Raw genomic sequence first — 20,409 nt, forward strand, 5'->3', positions numbered from 1 at the left:
CTAGCTCTTGGCCGCCGCGGCCTTGGTGGGCTTCGCCTTGGTGGCGGAAGCGGGCACCGGCTTCGCCGCCCCGTCGGCCGCCGTCGCACCGGGTGCGACGGCCGCGTCCACGGCGGCGGGCTCCGCCGCCGGGTCCGCCGGACGGACACCGATCCCGAGCTTCTCCAGGATCTTCTTCTCGATCTCGTTGGCGAGGTCGGGGTTGTCCTTGAGGAAGTTGCGGGCGTTCTCCTTGCCCTGGCCGAGCTGATCGCCCTCGTACGTGTACCAGGCGCCGGCCTTGCGGACGAAGCCGTGCTCCACGCCCATGTCGATCAGGCCGCCCTCACGGCTGATTCCCTGGCCGTAGAGGATGTCGAACTCGGCCTGCTTGAACGGCGGCGCGACCTTGTTCTTGACGACCTTGACGCGGGTGCGGTTACCGACGGCGTCGGTACCGTCCTTGAGCGTCTCGATCCGCCGGATGTCCAGCCGCACCGAGGCGTAGAACTTCAGCGCCCGGCCACCCGTGGTGGTCTCCGGCGAGCCGAACATCACGCCGATCTTCTCGCGGAGCTGGTTGATGAAGATCGCGGTGGTCTTGGACTGGTTGAGCGCACTGGTGATCTTGCGGAGCGCCTGGCTCATCAGACGGGCCTGCAGGCCCACGTGCGAGTCACCCATCTCACCCTCGATCTCCGCACGGGGCACCAGGGCCGCGACGGAGTCGATGACGATGAGGTCCAGGGCACCGGAGCGGACCAGCATGTCCACGATCTCCAGCGCCTGCTCGCCGTTGTCCGGCTGCGAGAGGATCAGGTTGTCGATGTCGACGCCGAGCTTCTTCGCGTACTCCGGGTCGAGGGCGTGCTCCGCGTCGATGAACGCCACCGAACCGCCGAGCCGCTGCGCGTTCGCCACGGCGTGCAGCGTCAGCGTCGTCTTACCGGAGGACTCCGGTCCGTACACCTCCACCACGCGGCCGCGCGGCAGGCCGCCGACGCCGAGCGCGACGTCGAGCGCGGTCGATCCGGTAGGGATCACCTCGATCGGCTCGTTCGGCCGCTCGCCGAGGCGCATCACCGCACCCTTGCCGAACTGCCGTTCAATCTGTGCGAGCGCGGCGTCCAACGCCTTCTCGCGGTCGTTTCCTGCCATGGGTTCCACCCGATTTGCTTGAGTCGATCGCTTCACATCACAGACGCTAACCCCTGCCACTGACAACGGGCCTCGACGTCCTCCCGGCCTGTGGACAACTCCACGGCCGGGCCCGGGAAAAGCCGGCCGGACTCCCATGTGAATGCATGTTCGATTTCAGTGTCAAGCGCATCGCGCCGAGCGCCGGTGCCGCGTTCATCCCGGCCCGCCCGCTCCCTCGTCCCGCCTGCCGTCCCCGCGCCCGACTGCCCGACGGATCCGGGACAGCACCGGCTCACCACGACGCGAGCGGTGACCGCCGTGCATCCGCGGATCGTCCGTCACGGCGTAGCGCCTCACGTACGCGCCGAGGAACGCCTGCAACGTGGCGACGGCCGGAATGGCGATCAGCGCGCCGACGGCGCCCAGCAGCGCGGTCCCCGCCACCACCGAGCCGAAGGCCACCGCGGGATGGATGTCGACCGTCTTCGAGGTGAGTTTGGGCTGCAGCACGTAGTTCTCGAACTGCTGGTAGACGACGACGAACCCGAGGACCCACAACGCGTACCAGGGGTTGACCGTGAAAGCGATCAGCATCGGCAGCGCACCGGCCAGATACGTGCCGATCGTGGGGATGAACTGCGAGACCAGGCCGACCCAGACCGCGAGTGCCGGCGCGTAGGGCACACCGAGGAAGACCAGCAGGATGTAGTGCGCCACCCCGGAGACCAGCGCCATGAGTCCCCGCGAGTATATGTAGCCACCGGTCTTGTCGACCGCGAGCTCCCAGGCGCGCAGTACCTCGGCCTGGCGGGCGGGGGGCAGCACCGAGCACAGCGCGCGCCGCAGCCGGGGACCGTCCGCCGCGAAGTAGAACGAGAAGAGGAAGATCGTGAGCAGCCGGAACAGTCCGCCGAGCACCGTGGTGGAGACGTCGAGGACCCCGGTCGCACTGTTCTGGACATACCTCTGGAGCCAGTCGGAGTGCAGCACGCTGTCCTGCACCTGAACCCGGGAGAGCTCCGTGTGGAAGGTCTGGTTGACCCACTTGATCACGGAGTCGAGGTACTGCGGGAAGTCGTCGACCATGGTGACGATCTGTCCCGCGAGCATCGAGCCGAGCAGGACGACGAACCCCACTCCGACGATCAGCACACCGAGGAAGACCAGGAAGGTCGCGAGTCCCCGGCGCATACCCCGGGCCGCCATGCGGCTGACCGCCGGCTCGATCGCCAGCGCCAGGAAGAAGGCGATGAGGATGTTGATCAGCAGCCCGATGAGCTGGTCGAACGCCCAGCTGCCCAGCCGGAAGCACCCGTAGAGAGCCAGCGCCAGGACCATCGCGCGGGGCAGCCAGCCGGGCATGCGGACCGGAGCGGTGCCGGACGGCGGATGCGGTGGCGCGGCCGGCGCGACGGGCGGAGGGGAGGGGGGCCGGGTCTGGGCGGTCTCGTCTGTCGGTGCCACGGGTCAAGTCTCGCTCACCGGAGCTCAGCGCTTGTCCGCGGGAACCCCGACCGCCGAGCAGACCGCGCGCCAGACGTCCTTGGCCTCCCAGCCGGCGGCCAGCGCCTCATGCACCGTACGGCCGCCGAGCTCGGCCATCACGTGGTCGCGCGCGAAGGAATCCGCGTACGCCTCGCCGAAGTGGTCGGCCATCCGCTCCCAGAAAATCGTCAACCGCATGACCCAAGTATCCCGCTCCTGAGAGTGCAGCCGGACCGGGAAGAGGGTCCGGCGGTTCGGCGGCCTCTACGGTCGGTCCATGGCTGGAACCGGAGAAGACCCTCTCGCCCGCGCAGAACAGTTCGTCTGGCTCACCGCACGCGTCCTGGAGCAGCGGCGGTTCGCCCACCTCTTCCTGGGCGGAGGCGCGGACGCCGTCGAGACCGCGCTCGCCGCCTACCTGAACGAGGACGGCGGCTACGGGCACGCGCTCGAACCCGATCTGCGCGGACCGGTGAGTCAGCCGCTGCACACCGCCCACGCGCTGAGCGTCCTCGACTCGATCGGCCGCTGCCGCGGTCTGCGGGTCGAGCGGATCTGCCGCTACCTGACGGAAGTGTCGACCAGGGAGGGCGCGCTGCCCGCCCTGCTCCCCACGCAGCGCGGCTACCCCTCCGCGCCGTTCATCCCCGTCGTCGACGACCCGCCCGCCGAGCTGCTGGCCACGGGCCCGGTCGTCGGACTGCTGCACCGCAACGAGGTGTGGCACGCCTGGCTCTTCCGGGCGACCGATTTCTGCTGGGCCGCGGTCGACGCGCTGGAGCAGTCGCACCCGTACGAGATCGAGGCGGCCGTCGCCTTCCTGGACGGCGTCCCGGACCGGGCGCGCGCCGAGGCCGCCGCCGAGCGGCTGGGCCACCTGGTGCGTGAGCAGCGCCTGGTCGTCCTGGATCCGCTGCGGCGGCCGGAGTACCCGGTGGCGCCCGGCTACGCACCGGGGGAACACCACTTCCCGTACGACTACGCCCGCACACCCGGGTCACTGGCGCGCCGGTGGTTCGGCGACGGTGAGATGGAGCGTGCCCTGGAGCACCTGGCCGCCGGACAGGAGGAGGACGGGGGCTGGCCGGTGACCTGGCGGCAGTGGGCTCCCGGGACGGCCCTGGAGGGGCGCCCCCTCGTGACGCTCAAGGCGCTGCAGACCCTGCGGGCGTACGGGCACGGCGTCGGCTGAGTCCGCGGGAGCGGCGTGCCCTACGCCAGGGCGCGTGCGGCCGCGGTGACCGCGACGGCCGCACCGACGACGACGAGGAACGGGGCCCGTAGGACGAGTGCGAGGGCCGCTGCCGCGAGCCCGGCCGCCCGCGCGTCCAGCCCGACCTGTTGTCCGTCGCCGAAGGTCTGCTGGGCGGTGAGGGCCGCGAGCAGCGCGACGGGCAGGAGCGCGGCCAGGCGCTGCACGAGCGGCCGCTCCAGCAGGCCGGCGGGCACCAGCAGTCCCAGGAGTTTGGCGAGGTAGCAGCCGGCCGCGGTGAGGGCGATGGCGATCCAGACGTTCACCGGCCCTCCCGGGTGTTCCCGGTGGTGCCGGCGGCGCTCGCGTCGGCGGGGCCGCGCCTCCCGCGTCCCGTCAGGAAGAGGACGAGGGGGGCGGCCGAGGCGGACAGGAGGACGGGCACACCTGCCGGCAGCACGGGCAGCAGCCCGAGGGCGAGCAGGACGGCCAGTGCGGCCGTGACGCGTTCCTTGGTGGTCTTCAGCATCGGCGCGAGAAGGGCGAGGAAGACGGCGGGGCTCGCCGCGTCGAGACCCCAGGCGTCGGTGTCGCCGAGTGCCTCGGCGCCCAGCGCGCCCCCCAGGGTGGTGAGGTTCCACAGGGCGTAGAGGGTGAGCCCGGTGACCGTGAAACCGATGCGTGCGGCACGACGGGTGGGCTGGGCGAGCGTCACGGCGGTCGTCTCGTCGATGACCCATTGGGCGGCGAGGGGCCGTAGCGCGCGTGGCAGGGAGAGGAGCTGGGACAGCCGCAGCCCGTAGAAGGCGTTGCGGACGCCCAGGAAGAAGGCTCCGGCGGCCGCGGTGTAGGGGTTGCCGCCGGCCGCGAGCGCCCCCACCAGGGCGAACTGCGAGGCGCCGGTGAAGACGAGCAGGCTGAGCACACAGGTCTGCGGGAGGGTGAGCCCGGAACCCGCCGAGGTGACGCCGAAGGCGAATCCGGAGAGCCCCACGGCCACACCGACGCCGAGTGCGTCCCTGACGACGGCCGCGTCCGGTTTCGCCTCGGCCGTGCGGGGGGCCTCGGCCGTGGTGCCGGAAGCTCCGGCGCTCTGGTGTGTTGTTCGTTCTGCCACGTACGGAACGTTATGAGGAAAGGTCCTGACCGGTCTTGTACGTTCTTGCGCGCTCGCGTCGGTACGCGCCCGGGGGCACCCCCACGATCCGGGTGAAGTGACGGTTGAGATGCGGCTGGTCGGTGAAACCGACGGCGGTGGCGGCCTCGGCGGGCGCGGTCCCTGTCTCGAGCATGCGTCGCGCGCGGCGCACCCGGGCGTCCGTGAGCCAGGTGTGCGGGGGCATGCCGTACTGCTTCTTGAAGGCCCGCAGCAGAGCGAACGGGCTGGTGCCCACCTCCGCCGCGAGACTCTCCAGGGTGGGTGGCCGCTGCATCCGCTCTTCGAGCGCGGCGCGCGCGAGGGCCGCCTCGGAGGCTCCCGCCGAAGGGGGCGTACGCGTGGGCAGCGCCCGGGCGTGGCGGTCGAGGAGCCGGGCGACGGCTGCGCGCAGCAGGGTGCCGGCCGCCAGGGCGTCGCCTTCCTCGGCTGCGCGGTGGACCTCGGTGATCAGCCGGGCGGCCTGCGGGTCGGCCACGCTCGTCTCGGTGAAGGCGACGGTGCCGCGCAGGCTCGTGAGCTCGGCCGCGATGTCGTTGATCACCCGTGCGGAGGGGTAGAGCGTGGCGTAGACCCAGCCTTCGGGCGCTCCCGCCCGGGCGGTGTGGGGCACCTCGGGGTTGATCATGACGACGCTGCCGGGGCCGGCGTGCACGGTGGCGTGGGGCAGTCCGATCGTCTCGATCCCGCGAGTGACCGCGGCCAGGACGTAGCCCTCGTGGCTGTGGCGCGGAAAGGTGTGGCGTACGTACCGGGCACGGAGCAGGTCCAGGTCGGGCAGCTCGGCGTGCTGCCAGTGCCTCGCCCATTCCCGTGTCGTGCCCGCTGCCGCCATGCGCGCATTCTCGCAGGTCCGGGCGGGGGTACGCCGTCCGGGCAGGCAGGTGGCAGCTCCGTCCACCGGTCCTTGTCAGTGCCGGGGTGCACGATGGGGGGCATGGCCGGTTCCGCACTCGACTCCTTCTCGCCCGCTACCCGTGGCTGGTTCACGGGCGCCTTCGACGCGCCCACGGCGGCCCAGGAGGGCGCCTGGCAGGCCATCGGCGAGGGCTCGGACGTGCTGGTCGTCGCGCCCACCGGGTCGGGCAAGACGCTCGCCGCGTTCCTCGCCTCCCTGGACCGGCTGGCAGCCGTGCCGCCTCCGGCCGAGGCGAAGAAGCGCTGCCGTGTGCTGTACGTCTCCCCGCTGAAGGCGCTCGCGGTCGACGTGGAGCGCAATCTGCGCTCCCCCCTGACCGGGATCCGGCAGGAGTCGGTGCGCCTCGGTCTCCCCGAGCCGGAGGTGCGGGTGGGAATCCGTTCGGGCGACACGCCTCCGGCCGAGCGCCGTTCGATGGCGACCAGGCCCCCGGACATCCTGATCACCACTCCCGAGTCGCTGTTCCTGATGCTCACCTCCTCGGCCCGGGAGGCCCTAGCGGGAGTCGAGACGGTGATCCTCGACGAGGTGCACGCCGTGGCGGGCACCAAACGCGGCGCGCACCTGGCCGTGTCGCTGGAGCGGCTGGACGAGCTGCTGCCCCGGCCCGCCCGCCGTATCGGCCTGTCGGCGACGGTCCGGCCGGTCGACGAGGTGGCACGCTTCCTGTCGCCGCAGCGGAAGGTGGAGATCGTCCAGCCGCCCTCCGCGAAGGAGTTCGACCTGTCCGTCGTCGTCCCGGTCGAGGACCTCGGGGAGCTCGGGGGCTCCCCTGCGACCGACAGCGGGGCGGACCAGGGGGAGAAGCCGTCGATCTGGCCCCATGTCGAGGAGCGGATCGCCGATCTCGTCCAGTCGCACCGCTCCACGATCGTCTTCGCCAACTCCCGGCGCCTGGCGGAGCGCCTGTGCAACCGGCTCAACGAGATCGCTTACGAGCGGGCGACCGGCACGGCGTTCGACGACGGGGCGTCCGCCGGAGCCCTGCCCGAGGCTCACTCCCCCGCCGAGATCATGGCGCAGTCCGGAGCGGCCAAGGGGGCGCCCGCCGTGCTGGCCCGCGCCCACCACGGCTCGGTGTCCAAGGAGCAGCGCTCCCAGGTCGAGGAGGACCTCAAGGCGGGCCGGCTGCCCGCCGTGGTCGCCACGTCCAGTCTCGAGCTGGGCATCGACATGGGCGCGGTCGACCTGGTGATCCAGGTCGAGTCCCCGCCCTCCGTCGCCTCGGGGCTCCAGCGGGTGGGCCGCGCGGGACACCAGGTCGGGGCGGTATCCACCGGGGTCGTCTTCCCGAAGTACCGCGGCGACCTGGTGCAGGCCGCCGTCGTCACCGAACGGATGCGCGAGGGCGCCATCGAGGCGCTGCGGATCCCGTCCAACCCCCTGGACGTGCTCGCCCAGCAGATCGTCGCCATGGTCGCACTCGACAGCTGGCAGGCCGACGACCTGCTGGCGCTCGCCCGCCGGGCGGCCCCGTTCGCCTCCCTGCCCGAGTCGGCGTTCACCGCCGTCCTCGACATGCTCGCCGGACGCTATCCGTCGGACGCCTTCGCGGAGCTGCGCCCGCGGGTGGTGTGGGACCGCGTGGCGGGCACGGTCACGGGCCGCCCCGGCGCCCAGCGGCTCGCCGTCACCTCGGGCGGCACCATTCCCGACCGCGGATTGTTCGGCGTCTTCCTGGCCGGGGCCGATCCGAAGAAGGGGGGCGGCCGCGTCGGCGAGCTGGACGAGGAGATGGTCTACGAGTCCCGGGTCGGCGACGTCTTCACGCTGGGCACCACGTCCTGGCGTATCGAGGACATCACCCGGGACCGGGTCCTGGTCTCGCCCGCCCCCGGGGTTCCGGGCCGGCTGCCGTTCTGGAAGGGCGACCAGCTGGGCCGGCCGCTGGAGCTGGGGCGTGCGCTGGGCGCGTTCCTGCGGGAGATCGGCGGGCTGTCCGCCGAGGACGCCCGGCTCCGGCTGCTCGCGGCCGGGCTCGACGCCTGGGCGGCCGACAACATCCTGTCCTACCTGGACGAGCAGCGCCGGGCGTGTGGTCATGTCCCCGACGACCGGACCGTTCTCGTCGAGAGGTTCCGGGACGAGCTGGGCGACTGGCGGGTCGTGGTGCATTCCCCGTTCGGTGCCCAGGTGCACGCCCCGTGGGCACTGGCGCTGTCGGCACGGCTCGCCGAGCGGTACGGCATGGACGCCCAGGTCATGCACGCCGACGACGGCATCGTGCTGCGGCTGCCCGACGCCGACCTGATGGGGCTGGACCTCTTCGACTTCGACCCGGCCGGGACGGACCCCGGGAGCGGGGCGGGCCGTACGCCCGACGGCGGTCAGGAGCCGGGCTTCCCCGAAGCCGGATTTGACAGCGAGCAGCCGCCCGTCGGCGCCGCCGATGTGGTCTTCGACAAGGGGGAGATCGGTCAGGTCGTCACCGACCAGGTGGGCGGCTCCGCCCTGTTCGCCTCCCGGTTCCGCGAATGCGCGGCCCGCGCCCTGCTGTTGCCGCGGCGCAGCCCCGGCAAGCGCACCCCCCTGTGGCAGCAGCGCCAGCGCGCGTCCCAGCTGCTTCAGGTGGCCTCCGAGTTCGGCTCGTTCCCGATCGTCCTCGAAGCGGTCCGCGAGTGCCTCCAGGACGTCTTCGACGTCCCGGGCCTCACGGAACTGATGGGCGATCTGGAGGCACGCCGCGTCCGCCTGGTCGAGGTGACCACCCCCGAGCCCTCCCCGTTCGCACGCTCACTCCTCTTCGGCTACGTCGCCCAGTTCCTGTACGAAGGCGACTCCCCCCTCGCCGAGCGCCGGGCCGCCGCACTCTCGCTCGACTCCCACCTCCTGGCCGAACTGCTCGGCCAGGCAGAGCTGCGCGAGCTGCTCGACGCCGACGTCCTCGGTGAACTCGAGCGCGAGCTGCAGTGGCTGACCGACGACAGGAAGATCAAGGACGTCGAAGGCGTCGCCGACCTGCTGCGGGTCCTCGGCCCCCTCACGGACACCGAGTTGGCCGAGCGCGGCGCCGAGCCGCACTGGGCTGCCGAGCTGGCGACGGCCCGGCGCGCCATCCAGGTCCGCATCGGCGGTTCCCCCCGCTGGGCGGCGGTCGAGGACGCGGGCCGCCTGCGGGACGCGCTCGGTACGGCGCTGCCGGTCGGGGTGCCCGAGGCGTTCACCGAGCCGGTGAAGGATCCGCTCGGCGACCTCCTCGCCCGTCACGCCCGTACCCACGGCCCGTTCACCACCACGCAGGCGGCGGCCCGCTTCGGCCTCGGCGCCGCCGTCACCGAGGGGGCGCTGCAGCGCCTCGCGGCGTCGGGACGCGTCGTCCAGGGCGAGTTCCACCCGGCGGGCATCGGCCAGGAGTGGTGCGACGCCACGGTCCTGCGCCGTCTGCGCCGGCGCTCGCTGGCCGCACTCCGACAGGAGCTGGAGCCGGTTCCACCCGCCGCTCTGGCCGGCTTCCTCCCCCAGTGGCAGCACCTGGGTGACAGCGGCCTGCGCGGGATCGACGGACTGGCCCGCGCCGTCGAGCAGTTGCAGGGAGCACCGGTTCCCGCGTCGGCCCTGGAGAAGCTGATCCTGCCGAGCCGCGTCGCGGGGTACACCCCCGCGTTGCTGGACGAGCTGACGACCACCGGCGAGGTCGTCTGGGCGGGGTCGGGCGCGCTCCCGGGAAAGGACGGCTGGCTCTCCCTGTACCTCGCCGACAGTGCCCCGCTCCTCCTGCCGCCACCCCGCCCGCTGGAGCAGACGTCGCTGCACGAGTCGGTCCTCACGGTCCTCTCCGGCGGATACGGCCTCTTCTTCCGCCAGATCGCCGATCAGATCCGAGCCACCACCCACCCCGACTGCACCGACCCCCACCTGGCCGACGCCCTGTGGGACCTCGTCTGGTCCGGCCGTCTCACCAACGACACCCTGGCACCCCTTCGCTCGCTGCTCGGTTCGGGGCGCACGGCCGGCTCCACCGCCCACCGCGCCCGGCGCAGCGTGCCGCGCGGCCGTTACGGTTCGCTCACCGCTGCCGCCCGCCCCGGATCCCGGACCGGCCCTCCGACGGTTTCGGGGCGCTGGTCGCTGCTGCCCCCGGCCGAGCCGGAGCCGACCCACCGCGCCCACGCCCTGGCCCGTACGCTCCTGGACCGCCACGGTGTGGTGACACGCGGCGCGGTGCAGGCCGAGGGTGTGGAGGGCGGGTTCTCCGCCGTCTACCGCGTCCTCGCCGCGTTCGAGGACAGCGGGCAGGCCCGCCGCGGATATGTCGTCGAAGGCCTGGGGGCGGCCCAGTTCGCGATGGACGGCGCGGTGGACCGGCTCAGGGCCGTGTCCACCGCCCGCGACCGGGCAGAGCCCGGTGCGGCTCCCCGCGCACAGGTCCTCGCCGCGGCCGACCCGGCCAACGCCTACGGCGCGGCTCTTGCCTGGCCCGAGTCACCGGACGGGGCCGGGCACAAGCCGGGTCGCAAGGCGGGGGCGCTGGTGGTCCTCGTCGACGGCGAGCTGACCCTCTACATGGAGCGCGGCGGCAAGACCCTCCTCGCGTGGCCCACGGACCCGGCAGACCCCGCACTCCGGGCGGCCGCCGAGGCACTCGCGTCGGCGGCCCGTGCGGGGGCGCTCGGCACCGTCACGGTGGAGCGCACCAACGGTGCCTCCTCCCTCACCTCCCCACTGGGCCGCACCCTGGAGGAGGCCGGATTCCTCGCCACCCCGCGAGGGCTGCGCCTGCGCGCGTGAGGCCGGCGGGGCGCCGGCGCCCCGCCGCCGCGGGTCCGGGCCGCGCATCATGGAGGCATGCCCGAAGGTGACACCGTCCTGCAGACCGCCAAGCGTCTCGACGCCGCGCTCACCGGTCACGTCCTGACCCGGTCGGATCTACGGGTCCCCCGCTTCGCCACGGCCGACCTGTCCGGCCGCACGGTCCTGGACGTCACCGCGCGCGGCAAACACCTCCTCACCCGTGTCGAGGACGGACTCACCCTCCACAGCCACCTACGGATGGACGGTGCCTGGCGCGTCTACGCTCCGGGCGAGCGCTGGCGCGGCGGCCCGGGCCACCAGATCCGTGCGATCCTCGCCACCGCAGGGCGCACCGCCGTCGGCTACCGGCTGCCCGTACTCGAACTGCTGCGCACCCGGGACGAGGGGCAGGTCGTCGGGCACCTGGGCCCCGATCTGCTCGGCCCGGACTGGGATCCGGAAGCCGCGCTGCGCAACCTGCTCTCGCAGCCGGCGCGCCCCCTCGGCGAGGCGCTCCTGGACCAGCGCAACCTGGCCGGTATCGGCAACGTGTACAAATGTGAACTCTGCTTCCTGGCCCGCGTCACACCCTGGCTGCCCGTGGGCGACCTCCCCGTGCCCCTCGCCGAGCACCTGGTGGCCACGGCCAAACACCTGCTGGAGGCCAACCGCGACCGCCCCACGCGGACCACGACCGGTGGCCCCACCGCCGCGCTGCCCCACCCGCGTGCCCGGGAGCCCCTCTTCGTCTACGGCCGGGCGGGCCGCCCTTGTCTGCGCTGCCGCACCCCCATCCGCAAGGCGGACCAGGACACCCGCCCCACCTACTGGTGCCCGCATTGCCAGTCCGGCCCCACAGGCTGAGCCGGGACCTCCCGGCACCGCAGTCCGGAATCCCCACCCGGACGCCCGACACCGGGGAAGCTCCACGGGGGCGAGTCCTACGGAACGGGCCTCTCAGGCCCCGCTCCACCGGCCGCCTCCCCCGGCCCCGCTCCACCGGCCGCTGGCTCCCGCCCGGATCCCCCGGCCGTCTCCCCCGACGCACGCGGGGGCCGTACGACCCCCGCCACATGAACAGGCAGCAGGCTCAGCCCCCAACCGCCCGCTGCCACCGCCCCCTCGACCAGGCCCGTACGCTCCGGCTGCAGCAGTATGCGCAGCACGGCCCACCACCACACGCCACCGAGGACAAGCGCCGGCACCCATCGCCGCACCATGGCTGCCTCCTCCGGCCGACGCTAGTACGGCTCGATTGCCTGAGGGGAGGGCGCACCGGTGCACGACCGGCGTGCGCGGCGCGCACGAAACGTCGGCACGCGCTCTCCTGGGCCGCTTACGGGAGAGGTGAACCGCGGCCCTCTCCGGCAGTTTGCCCCGGGACCGCGCACCCTGCATCCCGCTCGCACACACGTGTGCCCCCGCCGAACGCATCGACGGGGGCACAGCAGAGCCTGTCAGGCCTCAACGGCCGTGCAGAGCCGGTGAGGCTAACGGCGGTCGTCGTCGGACAGGGAGTCCTTCATGCCCTTGGCGCGCTCGCCGGCCTCGTCCAGGGCACCGCCGGCCTTGGCTTTCGCCTGGTCGGTCTTGCCCTCGGCCTCCTTGCGGCGGTCGCCCGTGAGCTTGCCCGTCGCCTCCTTGGCCTTGCCCTTCATCTTGTCCATGGCCTTGTCGTCACTCATGTCGCACTCCTCGGTCGTCGGCTCGATGGTCGGCACTCGGTGCGGGTTCTGTGCGCGGGCCTGTCCCACGCTGGTCCCCCGGAGCCGCGGTCAGGCACTCTCCGCCTGGAACATCCAGGCGTGCTTCTCGAGATCGGCCGTCAGCGTGATCAGGATGTCCTGGCTGACGGGATCGGGATCGGCGGTCGCGTCGATCCGCTCCCGCATCCGGTCGATCACCACACGCAGGGCGTCCACCAGGACCTTCACCGCGTCCACGTCTTTGATCCAGCCGTCGGGCACGATGTCGATGGCCGTGGTCTGCGCGAGTGTCCTGGACCGCCCGTCCGGATTGACTCCGACCGCCGAAGCCCTCTCCGCGACCGTGTCCGAATGCTGCCTCGCCGTGTCCACGACCTCGTCGAGCTGGAGATGGACGGACCGGAACCGCGGCCCGACGACGTTCCAGTGGACCTGCTTCGCCACCAGGGAAAGGTCGATCAGGTCGACGAGGGCACCCTGCAGCGCGTCTCCGACGACCTTGCGATCGTCCTCGGTCAGCGGGCTCTTCACGACAGACATGCACTTCTCCGATCAGGTAGCTGTTCGGCATACCACCTGTCCACGATGGCACATATGACACAAAATAGTCATTCGGGCGACCATCCCGATACGGGACGGTCCCCGGCCTCGCTGCTCGCCTGCCCGGCACCACGGGTCCCACACCCGGAAAACCGAAAGCCCCGGCCTCCCCCCAAGGGGTCGGCCGGGGCTCCGTTCACCGCGGACCACGCAGGTCAGGCGGCGACGACGTCCACCGCTTCCGCGGGCGCCTTGATGGTCACACGCCCCGTCGGCACACCTGCCACCGACGACACGGAGACGGAATTGAGCATGGGGCGTACCGGCACAGGCACCGGGTCACTGGCTGCTGCCGACTCGGCCAGCTCCGCCAGCGACAGCTCATCGCTCACTTCACGCATGAGCTCGGACATCCGTACGTCAAGCGCGTCGCAAATGGCGGAGAGCAGTTCGGAGGATGCCTCCTTCTGCCCCCGCTCCACCTCGGAGAGATAGCCGAGCGAGACTCGGGCGGACGAGGAGACTTCGCGCAGAGTACGGCCTTGGCGCTGGCGCTGCCGACGCAGCACGTCACCAAGCAGGCGACGGAGCAGAATCATCGGTGGCTCCCTCCTCGGACCGCGTAGCCGCATCCTTCACGCCCCACCGTACCGCCTCGCGCTGCGGCCGTGCGGGGAGCGATGTCGTGTTCACTCAGGGCTGCAAACATCAAGTCCCCCCGTTCTGTTCCGTATCCTGTGCCCTCGCATTGTCGCCCAGTTCGCCGAAGAGCAGGTCGAGCACGCTCCGTACACTCTCTTTACGGATGTCCGCCCGCTCGCCGTTCAACCTCAGCCCGGCGACTTTCTGTACGCCGCCGGGTCCTGATACGGCCACGTAGACCGTTCCCACGGGCTTGCCGTCCTGGGGTGCGGGACCGGCGACTCCGGTGGTCGAGACCCCCCAGTCCGCGTCCAGCGCCTCCCGCACACCGGCGGCCATCGCGCCGGCGACATCGGGGTCCACCGCGCCGCGCTCGGCCAGCAGCGCCCCGTCGACGCCCAGCAACCGCTGCTTCAGGGGCGTCGCGTACGCCGTCACGGACCCGCGGAAGGACAGCGAGGCACCCGGCACGGAGGTCAGCTCCGCGGCCACCAGGCCGCCGGTCAGGGACTCGGCCACGGCCACGGTCTCACCGCGTTCCTGGAGCAGGCGCAGCACCCGTGCCGCCCCGGACGTCACCGCTCGGCCTCCGCGGCGCCCCGGCCGCCCGCCACGCCCTCCGCGACGCCGTCGGCCTGACGGCGGCCCGCCGCGCGGCGCCCGCCGTCCGGACCGGAGCCGTCCACGTCCGCTGCCGCCGTGATCGCTTCCGGAGCCGCGGCCCGGTCGACTGCGAGCCCCTTACGGCGCAGAACCACGGCCTGGCGCACGTAGTCCAGCCCCGTCACCACCGTCAGCACGACGGCGGCCATCATCACCCAGAACCGCAGGGTGGCCAGCGGTCCCGTCAGCGCCAGGATGTACATGCCCACCGCCGTGCCCTGGGCCAGGGTCTTCAGTTTCCCGCCCCGGCTGGCCGGGATCACCGCGTGCCGGATGACCCAGAACCGCATCAGCGTGATGCCCAGCTCCCGGAAGAGGATCACGCCGGTGATCCACCACGGAAGGTCGCCCAGGCAGGACAGGGAGATCAGCGCGGCGCCCATGATCGCCTTGTCGGCGATGGGGTCGGCGATCTTCCCGAAGTCCGTGACCAGGTCGTAGGTGCGGGCCAGGTGCCCGTCGAAGAGATCGGTGATCATCGCGACGGCGAAGGCCGCCCAGGCGAACGAGCGCCAGACCGGGTCGTAGCCCCCGTCGTGCAGGAGCAGCATGACGAACCCGGGAACGAGCAGCAGCCGCACCATGGTGAGGATGTTGGCGATGTTCCACAGGCCGGCCTGGTTGACGGCCGCCGCACCCAGCTTGCCGCCGCGGGGCGCCGGCGTCGCGCCGGAACCGCCTGCCGCGGATGCCGGGGCTCCCGTCATCTGGCCGCCTCCGCAAGCTCGTGGTGTTCGGCCACGAGGTCCACTCCCTCGGTGCCCACTGCCTTAGCCTCGACCATAAGGCCCGGCACGAGCCCTTCGCGTGTGGTGAAGACGACCTGGCCGTCCGTTTCGGGCGCCTGGTGCGCCGCGCGGCCCACTGCGACCGGGCCGTCCTCCTCGGACTCCACGGACTCGACCAGGACCTGCAGGGTCTCACCGACGCGCTCCTCGGCGCGCTGGGAGGTCAGTTCCTCGGCGAGCTGCGAGATGTGGGCCAGGCGTTCCGCGATGACGTCGGCGTCCAGCTTGTTCTCGTACCCGACGGCCTCGGTGCCTTCCTCGTCGGAGTAGCCGAAGATTCCGATGGCGTCCAGGCGGGCTCCGGTGAGGAAGCGCTCCAGCTCGGCGAGATCGGCCTCGGTCTCCCCCGGGAAGCCCACGATGAAGTTCGACCGGGCGCCGGCCTGCGGCGCCTTGCCCCGGATCGTGTCCAGGAGCTCCAGGAAGCGGTCGGTGTCGCCGAACCGGCGCATCGCGCGCAGCACCCCGGGAGCGGAGTGCTGGAAGGACAGGTCGAAGTAGGGGGCGACCTTCGGCGTCGAGGTCAGGACGTCGATCAGACCCGGCCGCATCTCCGCGGGCTGCAGGTAGCTGACGCGGATCCGCTCGATCCCGTCGACGTCGGCGAGCTCGGGCAGCAGGGTCTCCAGGAGCCTGATGTCACCGAGGTCCTTGCCGTAGGACGTGTTGTTCTCGGAGACCAGCATCACCTCCTTGACCCCCTGCTCGGCGAGCCAGCGGGTCTCCGCCAGGACGTCGGAGGGGCGCCGGGAGATGAACGACCCGCGGAAGGACGGGATGGCGCAGAAGGAGCAGCGACGGTCGCAGCCGGAGGCGAGCTTCACCGAGGCGACCGGACTGGTGCCCAGCCTGCGGCGCAAAGGTGCCCGGGGTCCGGAGACCGGTGCGATGCCTTCCGGCAGGTCCGCAGGGGCCGACGTGGCCTCCTGGGCGTGACCGGGCAGCGCGACGGCGGCGTCCTGCCGCTCGGCCGGGCTGATCGGGAGGAGCTTGCGCCGGTCACGCGGGGTGTGGGAGGCGTGGATGCCTCCGTTGAGGATGGTCTGCAGGCGGTCGGAGATGTCGGCGTAGTCGTCGAACCCGAGCACCCCGTCCGCTTCGGGGAGAGCCTCGGCGAGGTCCTTGCCGTAGCGCTCGGCCATGCAGCCGACGGCCACGACGGCCTGGGTTCTGCCGTGGTCCTTGAGATCGTTGGCTTCGAGCAGGGCGTCGACGGAGTCCTTTTTGGCGGCCTCGACGAATCCACAGGTGTTGACGACGGCGACGTCCGCGTCGGTGGCGTTCTCGACGAGCTCCCAGCCGTCCGCTGCCAAGCGGCCTGCGAGCTCCTCCGAGTCCACCTCGTTACGGGCGCAGCCAAGAGTGACAAGGGCGACGGTACGGCGTTCGGGCATGGGCTCAAGACTACTTCGTCCCGGCACCCGCCCTGCCGTGCAGGGTTCACCGCTACCCGGTGTGACCGGACGGGCCGGCGGTTCGCGGGCAGAAGCGAGGACGGTGGCCGGCCGGCAGCGCTGCCGGACGGCCACCGTCCTGGGGCGCCTGGGGGTGGAAGGAGGGTGGTCAGCCCACCTCGGGGTCACCCTTGGTGTACGAAAGCCGTTCGACCTGGCCGGACTCGAACTGGTCGTCGACCTTCTTGCCGTTCACGAAGAGCTCGATCGCTCCGGCGTCGCCGAGGACGAGGTCGACCCGTTCCTTGTCCTGGAAGGTCTTGGAGTCGCCCTTGAGGAGCAGCCCGTCGAACAGCAGCCGTCCGTTGTGGTCCTTGGCGGAGATCCAGCTCTTGCCTTCGGTGGCGCTGAGCTTCACCGTGACCTTGTCCCGGGGGACCGCGGCGATGGCGCTGTCGGAGGGGGCGGGCTTGGGATCGGCCGGCTTGGTGCCGGTGGGCTCGGGAGTGGTCTTGTCGGGTGTCGAGCCCTCGGCGACCTGCGCCGTGCCGGAGTCGTCGTCACCGCCGCTGAAGAGCGTGAAGCCGACGAAACCGACCACGGCCACGATCGCCGCCACCATGGCGGCGGTCCAGTTGGGCCGACGGGGGTCGGAGCGGATACGTTCCGCCTCGAACAGCGGCGCCGCGGGGGTGGGCGCGGGGCGCCCCCCGTGATCGGCGTCGTACTGGGCGATCAGCGGGTCCGGGTCGAGCCGGACGGCGTGGGCGAGCATGCGGATGTGGCCGCGTGCGTACACGTCGCCGCCGCAGCGGGAGAAGTCGTCCGTCTCGATCGCGTGCACGATGGGGATGCGCACCCGGGTGGAGCTGCTGACTTCCTCGACCGTCAGGCCCGCTGCGACGCGGGCCTGCTGAAGCGCGTGACCGATCGAAGGCCGGTCGTCTTCGGGGGAGTTGCCGATGGACACGGGGGCGCCTTTCGAGCGTGAGCCACCTGCTGGATGTTCAGTCTAGGGGTGGTACGAAAGGGTGGGGCAACCGGGAGCGACGGCTTTGTACGCCATCGGGTTCGCCGGGCAGCCCCTCGGGCAGGGCACGGGCCAGGGCAGCGGGCAGGTCACCCCGCCGCCCCTTCTACAACGTGACGTACGGCCGGGCAAAACGGTTGCCCGCACAACCCTTACGGAGCGGTTTCCCCACGTATCACGGCCAACACCCCGTCGAGTTCTTCCGCCTTGACCAGCACGTCGCGCGCCTTGGAACCCTCGCTGGGGCCCACGATGTTACGCGACTCCATCAGATCCATGAGGCGGCCCGCCTTGGCGAAGCCCACACGGAGCTTGCGCTGGAGCATCGAGGTGGAGCCGAACTGCGTGGAGACGACCAGTTCGGCCGCCTGGCACAGGAGGTCGAGGTCGTCGCCGATGTCCTCGTCGATCTCCTTCTTCTGCTTCGTGCCGACGACCACGTCGTCACGGAAGACCGGCGCCATCTGATCCTTGCAGTGCTGGACGACTGCCGCGACCTCGTCCTCGGTGACGAAGGCTCCCTGCATACGGGTCGGCTTGTTCGCCCCCATCGGCAGGAACAGTCCGTCGCCCTTTCCGATGAGCTTCTCGGCGCCGGGCTGGTCGAGGATGACCCGGCTGTCGGCCAGTGACGAGGTCGCGAAGGCCAGCCGGGAGGGCACGTTCGCCTTGATCAGACCGGTCACCACGTCGACAGAGGGACGCTGCGTGGCGAGGACCAGATGGATCCCGGCCGCGCGCGCCAGCTGGGTGATACGGACGATGGAGTCCTCGACGTCCCGCGGGGCCACCATCATCAGGTCCGCCAGCTCGTCGACGATGACCAGCAGATAGGGGTACGGGGACAGCTCCCGCTCACTGCCCTCGGGCGCCTTGGCCTTGCCGTTGCGCACCGCGTGGTTGAAGTCGTCGATGTGCCGGTACCCGTACGCCGCGAGGTCGTCGTAGCGCAGATCCATCTCCCGCACGACCCACTGCAGCGCCTCGGCCGCCTTCTTCGGATTGGTGATGATCGGCGTGATGAGGTGCGGAATGCCTTCGTAGGCGGTGAGCTCGACCCGTTTGGGGTCGACGAGCACCATCCGGACGTCGTCGGGGGTCGCCCGGACCATGACCGAGGTGATCAGGCAGTTGATGCAGGACGACTTGCCGGAACCCGTCGCACCGGCCACCAGCACGTGCGGCATGTTCGCGAGGTTGGCCATCTCGTAGCCGCCCTCGACGTTCTTGCCGAGCGCCACCAGCATCGGGTGGTCGTCCTCCGCCGCGTCCGCGAGGCGCAGCACGTCACCGAGGTTGACCATCTCCCGGTCGGAGTTGGGGATCTCGATGCCGACGGCGGACTTCCCCGGGATGGGGGAGATGATCCGGACGTCCGGACTGGCGACGGCGTACGCGATGTTCTTCGTCAGGGCGGTGATGCGCTCGACCTTGACGGCCGGGCCGAGTTCCACCTCGTACCGGGTGACCGTCGGGCCGCGGGTGAAGCCGGTGACGGCGGCGTCGACCTTGAACTCGGTGAAAACGGTGGTCAGCGAGGCGACGACCGCGTCGTTGGCGGCGCTGCGCGTCTTGCCCGGGCCCCCGCGCTCCAGCAGGTCGAGCGAGGGCAGGGAGTAGGTGATGTCACCGGAGAGCTGGAGCTGCTCGGCGCGGGCGGGCAGCGCCCCGGATCGCTCGGGGACCGGCTTGGTCAGGTCGGGTACGCCGCCGGAGGGCGACGCGTCCTGCCCCGTACCGCTCCTGGGCGATGTCCTCTTCTCGGCCGACCTGGCACCGGGCACCGGGGTCGCGGTGCGCTCCCCGTCCCGGTCCGCGGAGACACCGTGAGTCAGGTCGGCGACCACGGGCGAGGGCGGCATGCCGTTGAGCACCGCCCCGTCGAGGGCCGCCGCGGCGGCGGCCGCGACGTCCACGGCGTCCATGGTCCGGTTCATCGCGGGCTGTGCGGAGGGCCTGCGCGGCCGGCGCCGCTTCGCCAGGGCCTCCCCCTCGACCTGGTCCGGGTCGTACCCGCCGTCGGCCGCCGGGCGGCGTCCCGGCGCGCGCCGGGTCCGCTCGGGAAGCGCCTCGCGCCACTGCTCGTCGTACCGCTCGTCGTCGCTCTCCCCGTACGCCCCGGGCGCGGGCCCCGGGTCGAGCACGCCGAGCCTGACAGCGAGCTGCCGCAGTCTCCTGGGAATGGCGTTGACCGGGGTCGCGGTGACGACCAGAAGTCCGAAGACGGTCAGGAGCAGAAGGAGCGGGAGGGCCAGCACCTCGCCCATCGCGAAGACGAGCGGCTTGGACGCGGCCCAGCCGACCAGGCCGCCCGCGTCCTGCATCGCGTCCGTTCCGTCCTCGCGGCCGGGCGATCCGCAGGCGATGTGGACCTGGCCGAGCACCCCGATGACGAGGGCCGAGAGCCCGATGACGATACGGCCGTTGGCCTCGGGCCGCTCCGGATAGAGGATGAGCCGCACCGCGACGACACCCAGCAGTATCGGCACGAGCAGGTCGAGCCGGCCGAACGCTCCGGTGACGAGCATGTCGACGAGATCGCCCACCGGCCCTTGCAGATGCGACCAGGTGCCCGCCGCCACGATCAGCGCGAGCCCGAGGAGCAGAAGTGCGAGGCCGTCCTTGCGGTGCGCGGGGTCGAGGCCCTTGGCGCCGCGCCCTATCGAGCGGAAGACCGCGCCGACGCCGTGAGCCGTACCGAGCCACACGGCGCGGACAAGGCGGTACACCCCACCGGTGGGGGACGGCGCGGGAGGGGGCGCCGGCTTCCTGGCCGCCGCCTTCTTGGCGGGGGCCTTCTTCGCGGGCGCGGTCTTCTTCGCGGCGGTCTTCCTGGCGGGCGGGGCGTTCTTCGCCGGGGCAGCGGTACGACCGGCACGCTTAGCGGTGCCCGCCGTGCCCTGGGAACCCTTGCCGGACGTACGTGAGGCCATGGGACCGAGGTTACCGGTGTGGGCGACTGCGGACACGATGCCTACGACTTCACCCGACCGTGTCGCCTTGTCCGGGACCGAAACTGACGCTCCCTCAGCCGTCGGCGGACG

Annotated in this window: 18 protein-coding genes; 3 read left to right on the forward strand and 15 right to left on the reverse strand. The window is 71.8% G+C overall.

Annotated elements, in window-relative coordinates; translation table 11 throughout:
- The 3 genes from recA to ACH4VO_RS12730 all read right to left on the reverse strand — a co-directional run bounded on the left by recA (position 1) and on the right by ACH4VO_RS12730 (position 2,802).
- Positions 1-1,137 (reverse strand): recombinase RecA, encoded by a 1,137-nt coding sequence (gene recA / locus ACH4VO_RS12720; protein WP_360988314.1) that lies wholly within the window; start codon positions 1,135-1,137, stop codon positions 1-3.
- 195 nt (positions 1,138-1,332) lie between these two features.
- Positions 1,333-2,481: an AI-2E family transporter gene (locus ACH4VO_RS12725; RefSeq protein ID WP_360988377.1), complete on the reverse strand. Its 1,149-nt coding sequence runs from the start codon at positions 2,479-2,481 to the stop codon at positions 1,333-1,335.
- A 126-nt stretch (positions 2,482-2,607) separates the two neighbouring features.
- Positions 2,608-2,802: a DUF3046 domain-containing protein gene (locus ACH4VO_RS12730; protein WP_360988316.1), complete on the reverse strand. Its 195-nt coding sequence runs from the start codon at positions 2,800-2,802 to the stop codon at positions 2,608-2,610.
- Positions 2,803-2,881: 79 nt separating this feature from the next.
- On the opposite strand from ACH4VO_RS12730, the gene ACH4VO_RS12735 reads away from it, so the two are divergent.
- On the forward strand, positions 2,882-3,796 hold the full coding sequence (locus ACH4VO_RS12735; RefSeq protein ID WP_360988318.1) for a hypothetical protein: 915 nt from the start codon (positions 2,882-2,884) through the stop codon (positions 3,794-3,796).
- A gap of 20 nt (positions 3,797-3,816) precedes the next feature.
- Here ACH4VO_RS12735 and ACH4VO_RS12740 read toward each other — a convergent pair whose 3' ends face one another.
- The 3 genes from ACH4VO_RS12740 to ACH4VO_RS12750 are packed head-to-tail and all read right to left on the reverse strand — an operon-like array spanning position 3,817 to position 5,787.
- Complete coding sequence (locus ACH4VO_RS12740; RefSeq protein WP_360988320.1) at positions 3,817-4,122, reverse strand: AzlD domain-containing protein; 306 nt, start codon at positions 4,120-4,122, stop codon at positions 3,817-3,819.
- On the reverse strand, positions 4,119-4,913 hold the full coding sequence (locus ACH4VO_RS12745) for an AzlC family ABC transporter permease (RefSeq protein WP_360988322.1): 795 nt from the start codon (positions 4,911-4,913) through the stop codon (positions 4,119-4,121). Before ACH4VO_RS12745 ends, ACH4VO_RS12740 begins: the two co-directional genes overlap by 4 nt.
- A 10-nt stretch (positions 4,914-4,923) precedes the next feature.
- Positions 4,924-5,787: an AraC family transcriptional regulator gene (locus tag ACH4VO_RS12750; protein ID WP_360988324.1), complete on the reverse strand. Its 864-nt coding sequence runs from the start codon at positions 5,785-5,787 to the stop codon at positions 4,924-4,926.
- Positions 5,788-5,889: 102 nt separating this feature from the next.
- Here ACH4VO_RS12750 and ACH4VO_RS12755 point away from each other — a divergent pair, with 102 nt between their 5' ends.
- Both ACH4VO_RS12755 and ACH4VO_RS12760 read left to right on the forward strand, forming a co-directional pair.
- A complete protein-coding gene (locus ACH4VO_RS12755) occupies positions 5,890-10,599 on the forward strand; it encodes a DEAD/DEAH box helicase (RefSeq protein ID WP_360988326.1) in 4,710 nt (1,569 codons plus the stop codon).
- A 57-nt stretch (positions 10,600-10,656) separates the two neighbouring features.
- Positions 10,657-11,466 carry a DNA-formamidopyrimidine glycosylase family protein gene (locus tag ACH4VO_RS12760; RefSeq protein ID WP_360988328.1) on the forward strand — a complete coding sequence of 270 codons (810 nt, stop codon included), beginning with the start codon at positions 10,657-10,659 and terminating at the stop codon, positions 11,464-11,466.
- A gap of 77 nt (positions 11,467-11,543) precedes the next feature.
- On the opposite strand, the gene ACH4VO_RS12765 is transcribed toward ACH4VO_RS12760, so the two are convergent.
- The 9 genes from ACH4VO_RS12765 to ACH4VO_RS12805 form a co-directional block, all read right to left on the reverse strand.
- The gene (locus tag ACH4VO_RS12765; protein WP_360988330.1) at positions 11,544-11,822 is read right to left on the reverse strand and encodes a hypothetical protein; all 279 of its coding nucleotides are present in this window, start codon (positions 11,820-11,822) and stop codon (positions 11,544-11,546) included.
- A 270-nt stretch (positions 11,823-12,092) separates the two neighbouring features.
- Positions 12,093-12,287: a CsbD family protein gene (locus ACH4VO_RS12770; protein WP_069169099.1), complete on the reverse strand. Its 195-nt coding sequence runs from the start codon at positions 12,285-12,287 to the stop codon at positions 12,093-12,095.
- 90 nt (positions 12,288-12,377) lie between these two features.
- Positions 12,378-12,848, reverse strand: coding sequence for a DNA starvation/stationary phase protection protein (locus tag ACH4VO_RS12775; protein WP_360988332.1), 471 nt, complete (start codon positions 12,846-12,848; stop codon positions 12,378-12,380).
- A gap of 215 nt (positions 12,849-13,063) precedes the next feature.
- Positions 13,064-13,447 (reverse strand): helix-turn-helix domain-containing protein, encoded by a 384-nt coding sequence (locus tag ACH4VO_RS12780; protein WP_069169097.1) that lies wholly within the window; start codon positions 13,445-13,447, stop codon positions 13,064-13,066.
- Between the two features lie 109 nt (positions 13,448-13,556).
- Entirely contained in the window at positions 13,557-14,069 is a 513-nt protein-coding gene (locus tag ACH4VO_RS12785; protein ID WP_360988335.1) for a CinA family protein, read from the reverse strand.
- Positions 14,066-14,860 (reverse strand): CDP-diacylglycerol--glycerol-3-phosphate 3-phosphatidyltransferase, encoded by a 795-nt coding sequence (gene pgsA / locus ACH4VO_RS12790; RefSeq protein ID WP_360988337.1) that lies wholly within the window; start codon positions 14,858-14,860, stop codon positions 14,066-14,068. Before pgsA ends, ACH4VO_RS12785 begins: the two co-directional genes overlap by 4 nt.
- Positions 14,857-16,335 (reverse strand): 30S ribosomal protein S12 methylthiotransferase RimO, encoded by a 1,479-nt coding sequence (gene rimO, locus ACH4VO_RS12795; protein WP_360988339.1) that lies wholly within the window; start codon positions 16,333-16,335, stop codon positions 14,857-14,859. The genes pgsA and rimO overlap by 4 nt, the downstream gene beginning before the upstream one ends.
- 169 nt (positions 16,336-16,504) lie before the next feature.
- Complete coding sequence (locus ACH4VO_RS12800; protein ID WP_360988341.1) at positions 16,505-17,305, reverse strand: RodZ domain-containing protein; 801 nt, start codon at positions 17,303-17,305, stop codon at positions 16,505-16,507.
- Between the two features lie 212 nt (positions 17,306-17,517).
- Complete coding sequence (locus tag ACH4VO_RS12805) at positions 17,518-20,298, reverse strand: DNA translocase FtsK (protein WP_360988343.1); 2,781 nt, start codon at positions 20,296-20,298, stop codon at positions 17,518-17,520.
- Positions 20,299-20,409: the final 111 nt, after the last annotated feature.

The organism is Streptomyces sp. NPDC020780, from assembly GCF_044334475.1.
Classification (GTDB): Bacteria; Actinomycetota; Actinomycetes; order Streptomycetales; family Streptomycetaceae; genus Streptomyces.

Coding starts and splice junctions, on each gene's coding strand:
- recA (WP_360988314.1), bottom strand. CDS start 1,137: ATGGCAGGAAACGACCGCGAGAAGGCGTTGGACGCCGCGCTCGCACAG.
- ACH4VO_RS12725 (WP_360988377.1), bottom strand. CDS start 2,481: ATGCCCGGCTGGCTGCCCCGCGCGATGGTCCTGGCGCTGGCTCTCTAC.
- ACH4VO_RS12730 (WP_360988316.1), bottom strand. CDS start 2,802: ATGCGGTTGACGATTTTCTGGGAGCGGATGGCCGACCACTTCGGCGAG.
- ACH4VO_RS12735 (WP_360988318.1), top strand. CDS start 2,882: ATGGCTGGAACCGGAGAAGACCCTCTCGCCCGCGCAGAACAGTTCGTC.
- ACH4VO_RS12750 (WP_360988324.1), bottom strand. CDS start 5,787: ATGGCGGCAGCGGGCACGACACGGGAATGGGCGAGGCACTGGCAGCAC.
- ACH4VO_RS12755 (WP_360988326.1), top strand. CDS start 5,890: ATGGCCGGTTCCGCACTCGACTCCTTCTCGCCCGCTACCCGTGGCTGG.
- ACH4VO_RS12760 (WP_360988328.1), top strand. CDS start 10,657: ATGCCCGAAGGTGACACCGTCCTGCAGACCGCCAAGCGTCTCGACGCC.
- ACH4VO_RS12765 (WP_360988330.1), bottom strand. CDS start 11,822: ATGGTGCGGCGATGGGTGCCGGCGCTTGTCCTCGGTGGCGTGTGGTGG.
- ACH4VO_RS12770 (WP_069169099.1), bottom strand. CDS start 12,287: ATGAGTGACGACAAGGCCATGGACAAGATGAAGGGCAAGGCCAAGGAG.
- ACH4VO_RS12775 (WP_360988332.1), bottom strand. CDS start 12,848: ATGTCTGTCGTGAAGAGCCCGCTGACCGAGGACGATCGCAAGGTCGTC.
- ACH4VO_RS12780 (WP_069169097.1), bottom strand. CDS start 13,447: ATGATTCTGCTCCGTCGCCTGCTTGGTGACGTGCTGCGTCGGCAGCGC.
- pgsA (WP_360988337.1), bottom strand. CDS start 14,860: ATGACGGGAGCCCCGGCATCCGCGGCAGGCGGTTCCGGCGCGACGCCG.
- rimO (WP_360988339.1), bottom strand. CDS start 16,335: ATGCCCGAACGCCGTACCGTCGCCCTTGTCACTCTTGGCTGCGCCCGT.
- ACH4VO_RS12805 (WP_360988343.1), bottom strand. CDS start 20,298: ATGGCCTCACGTACGTCCGGCAAGGGTTCCCAGGGCACGGCGGGCACC.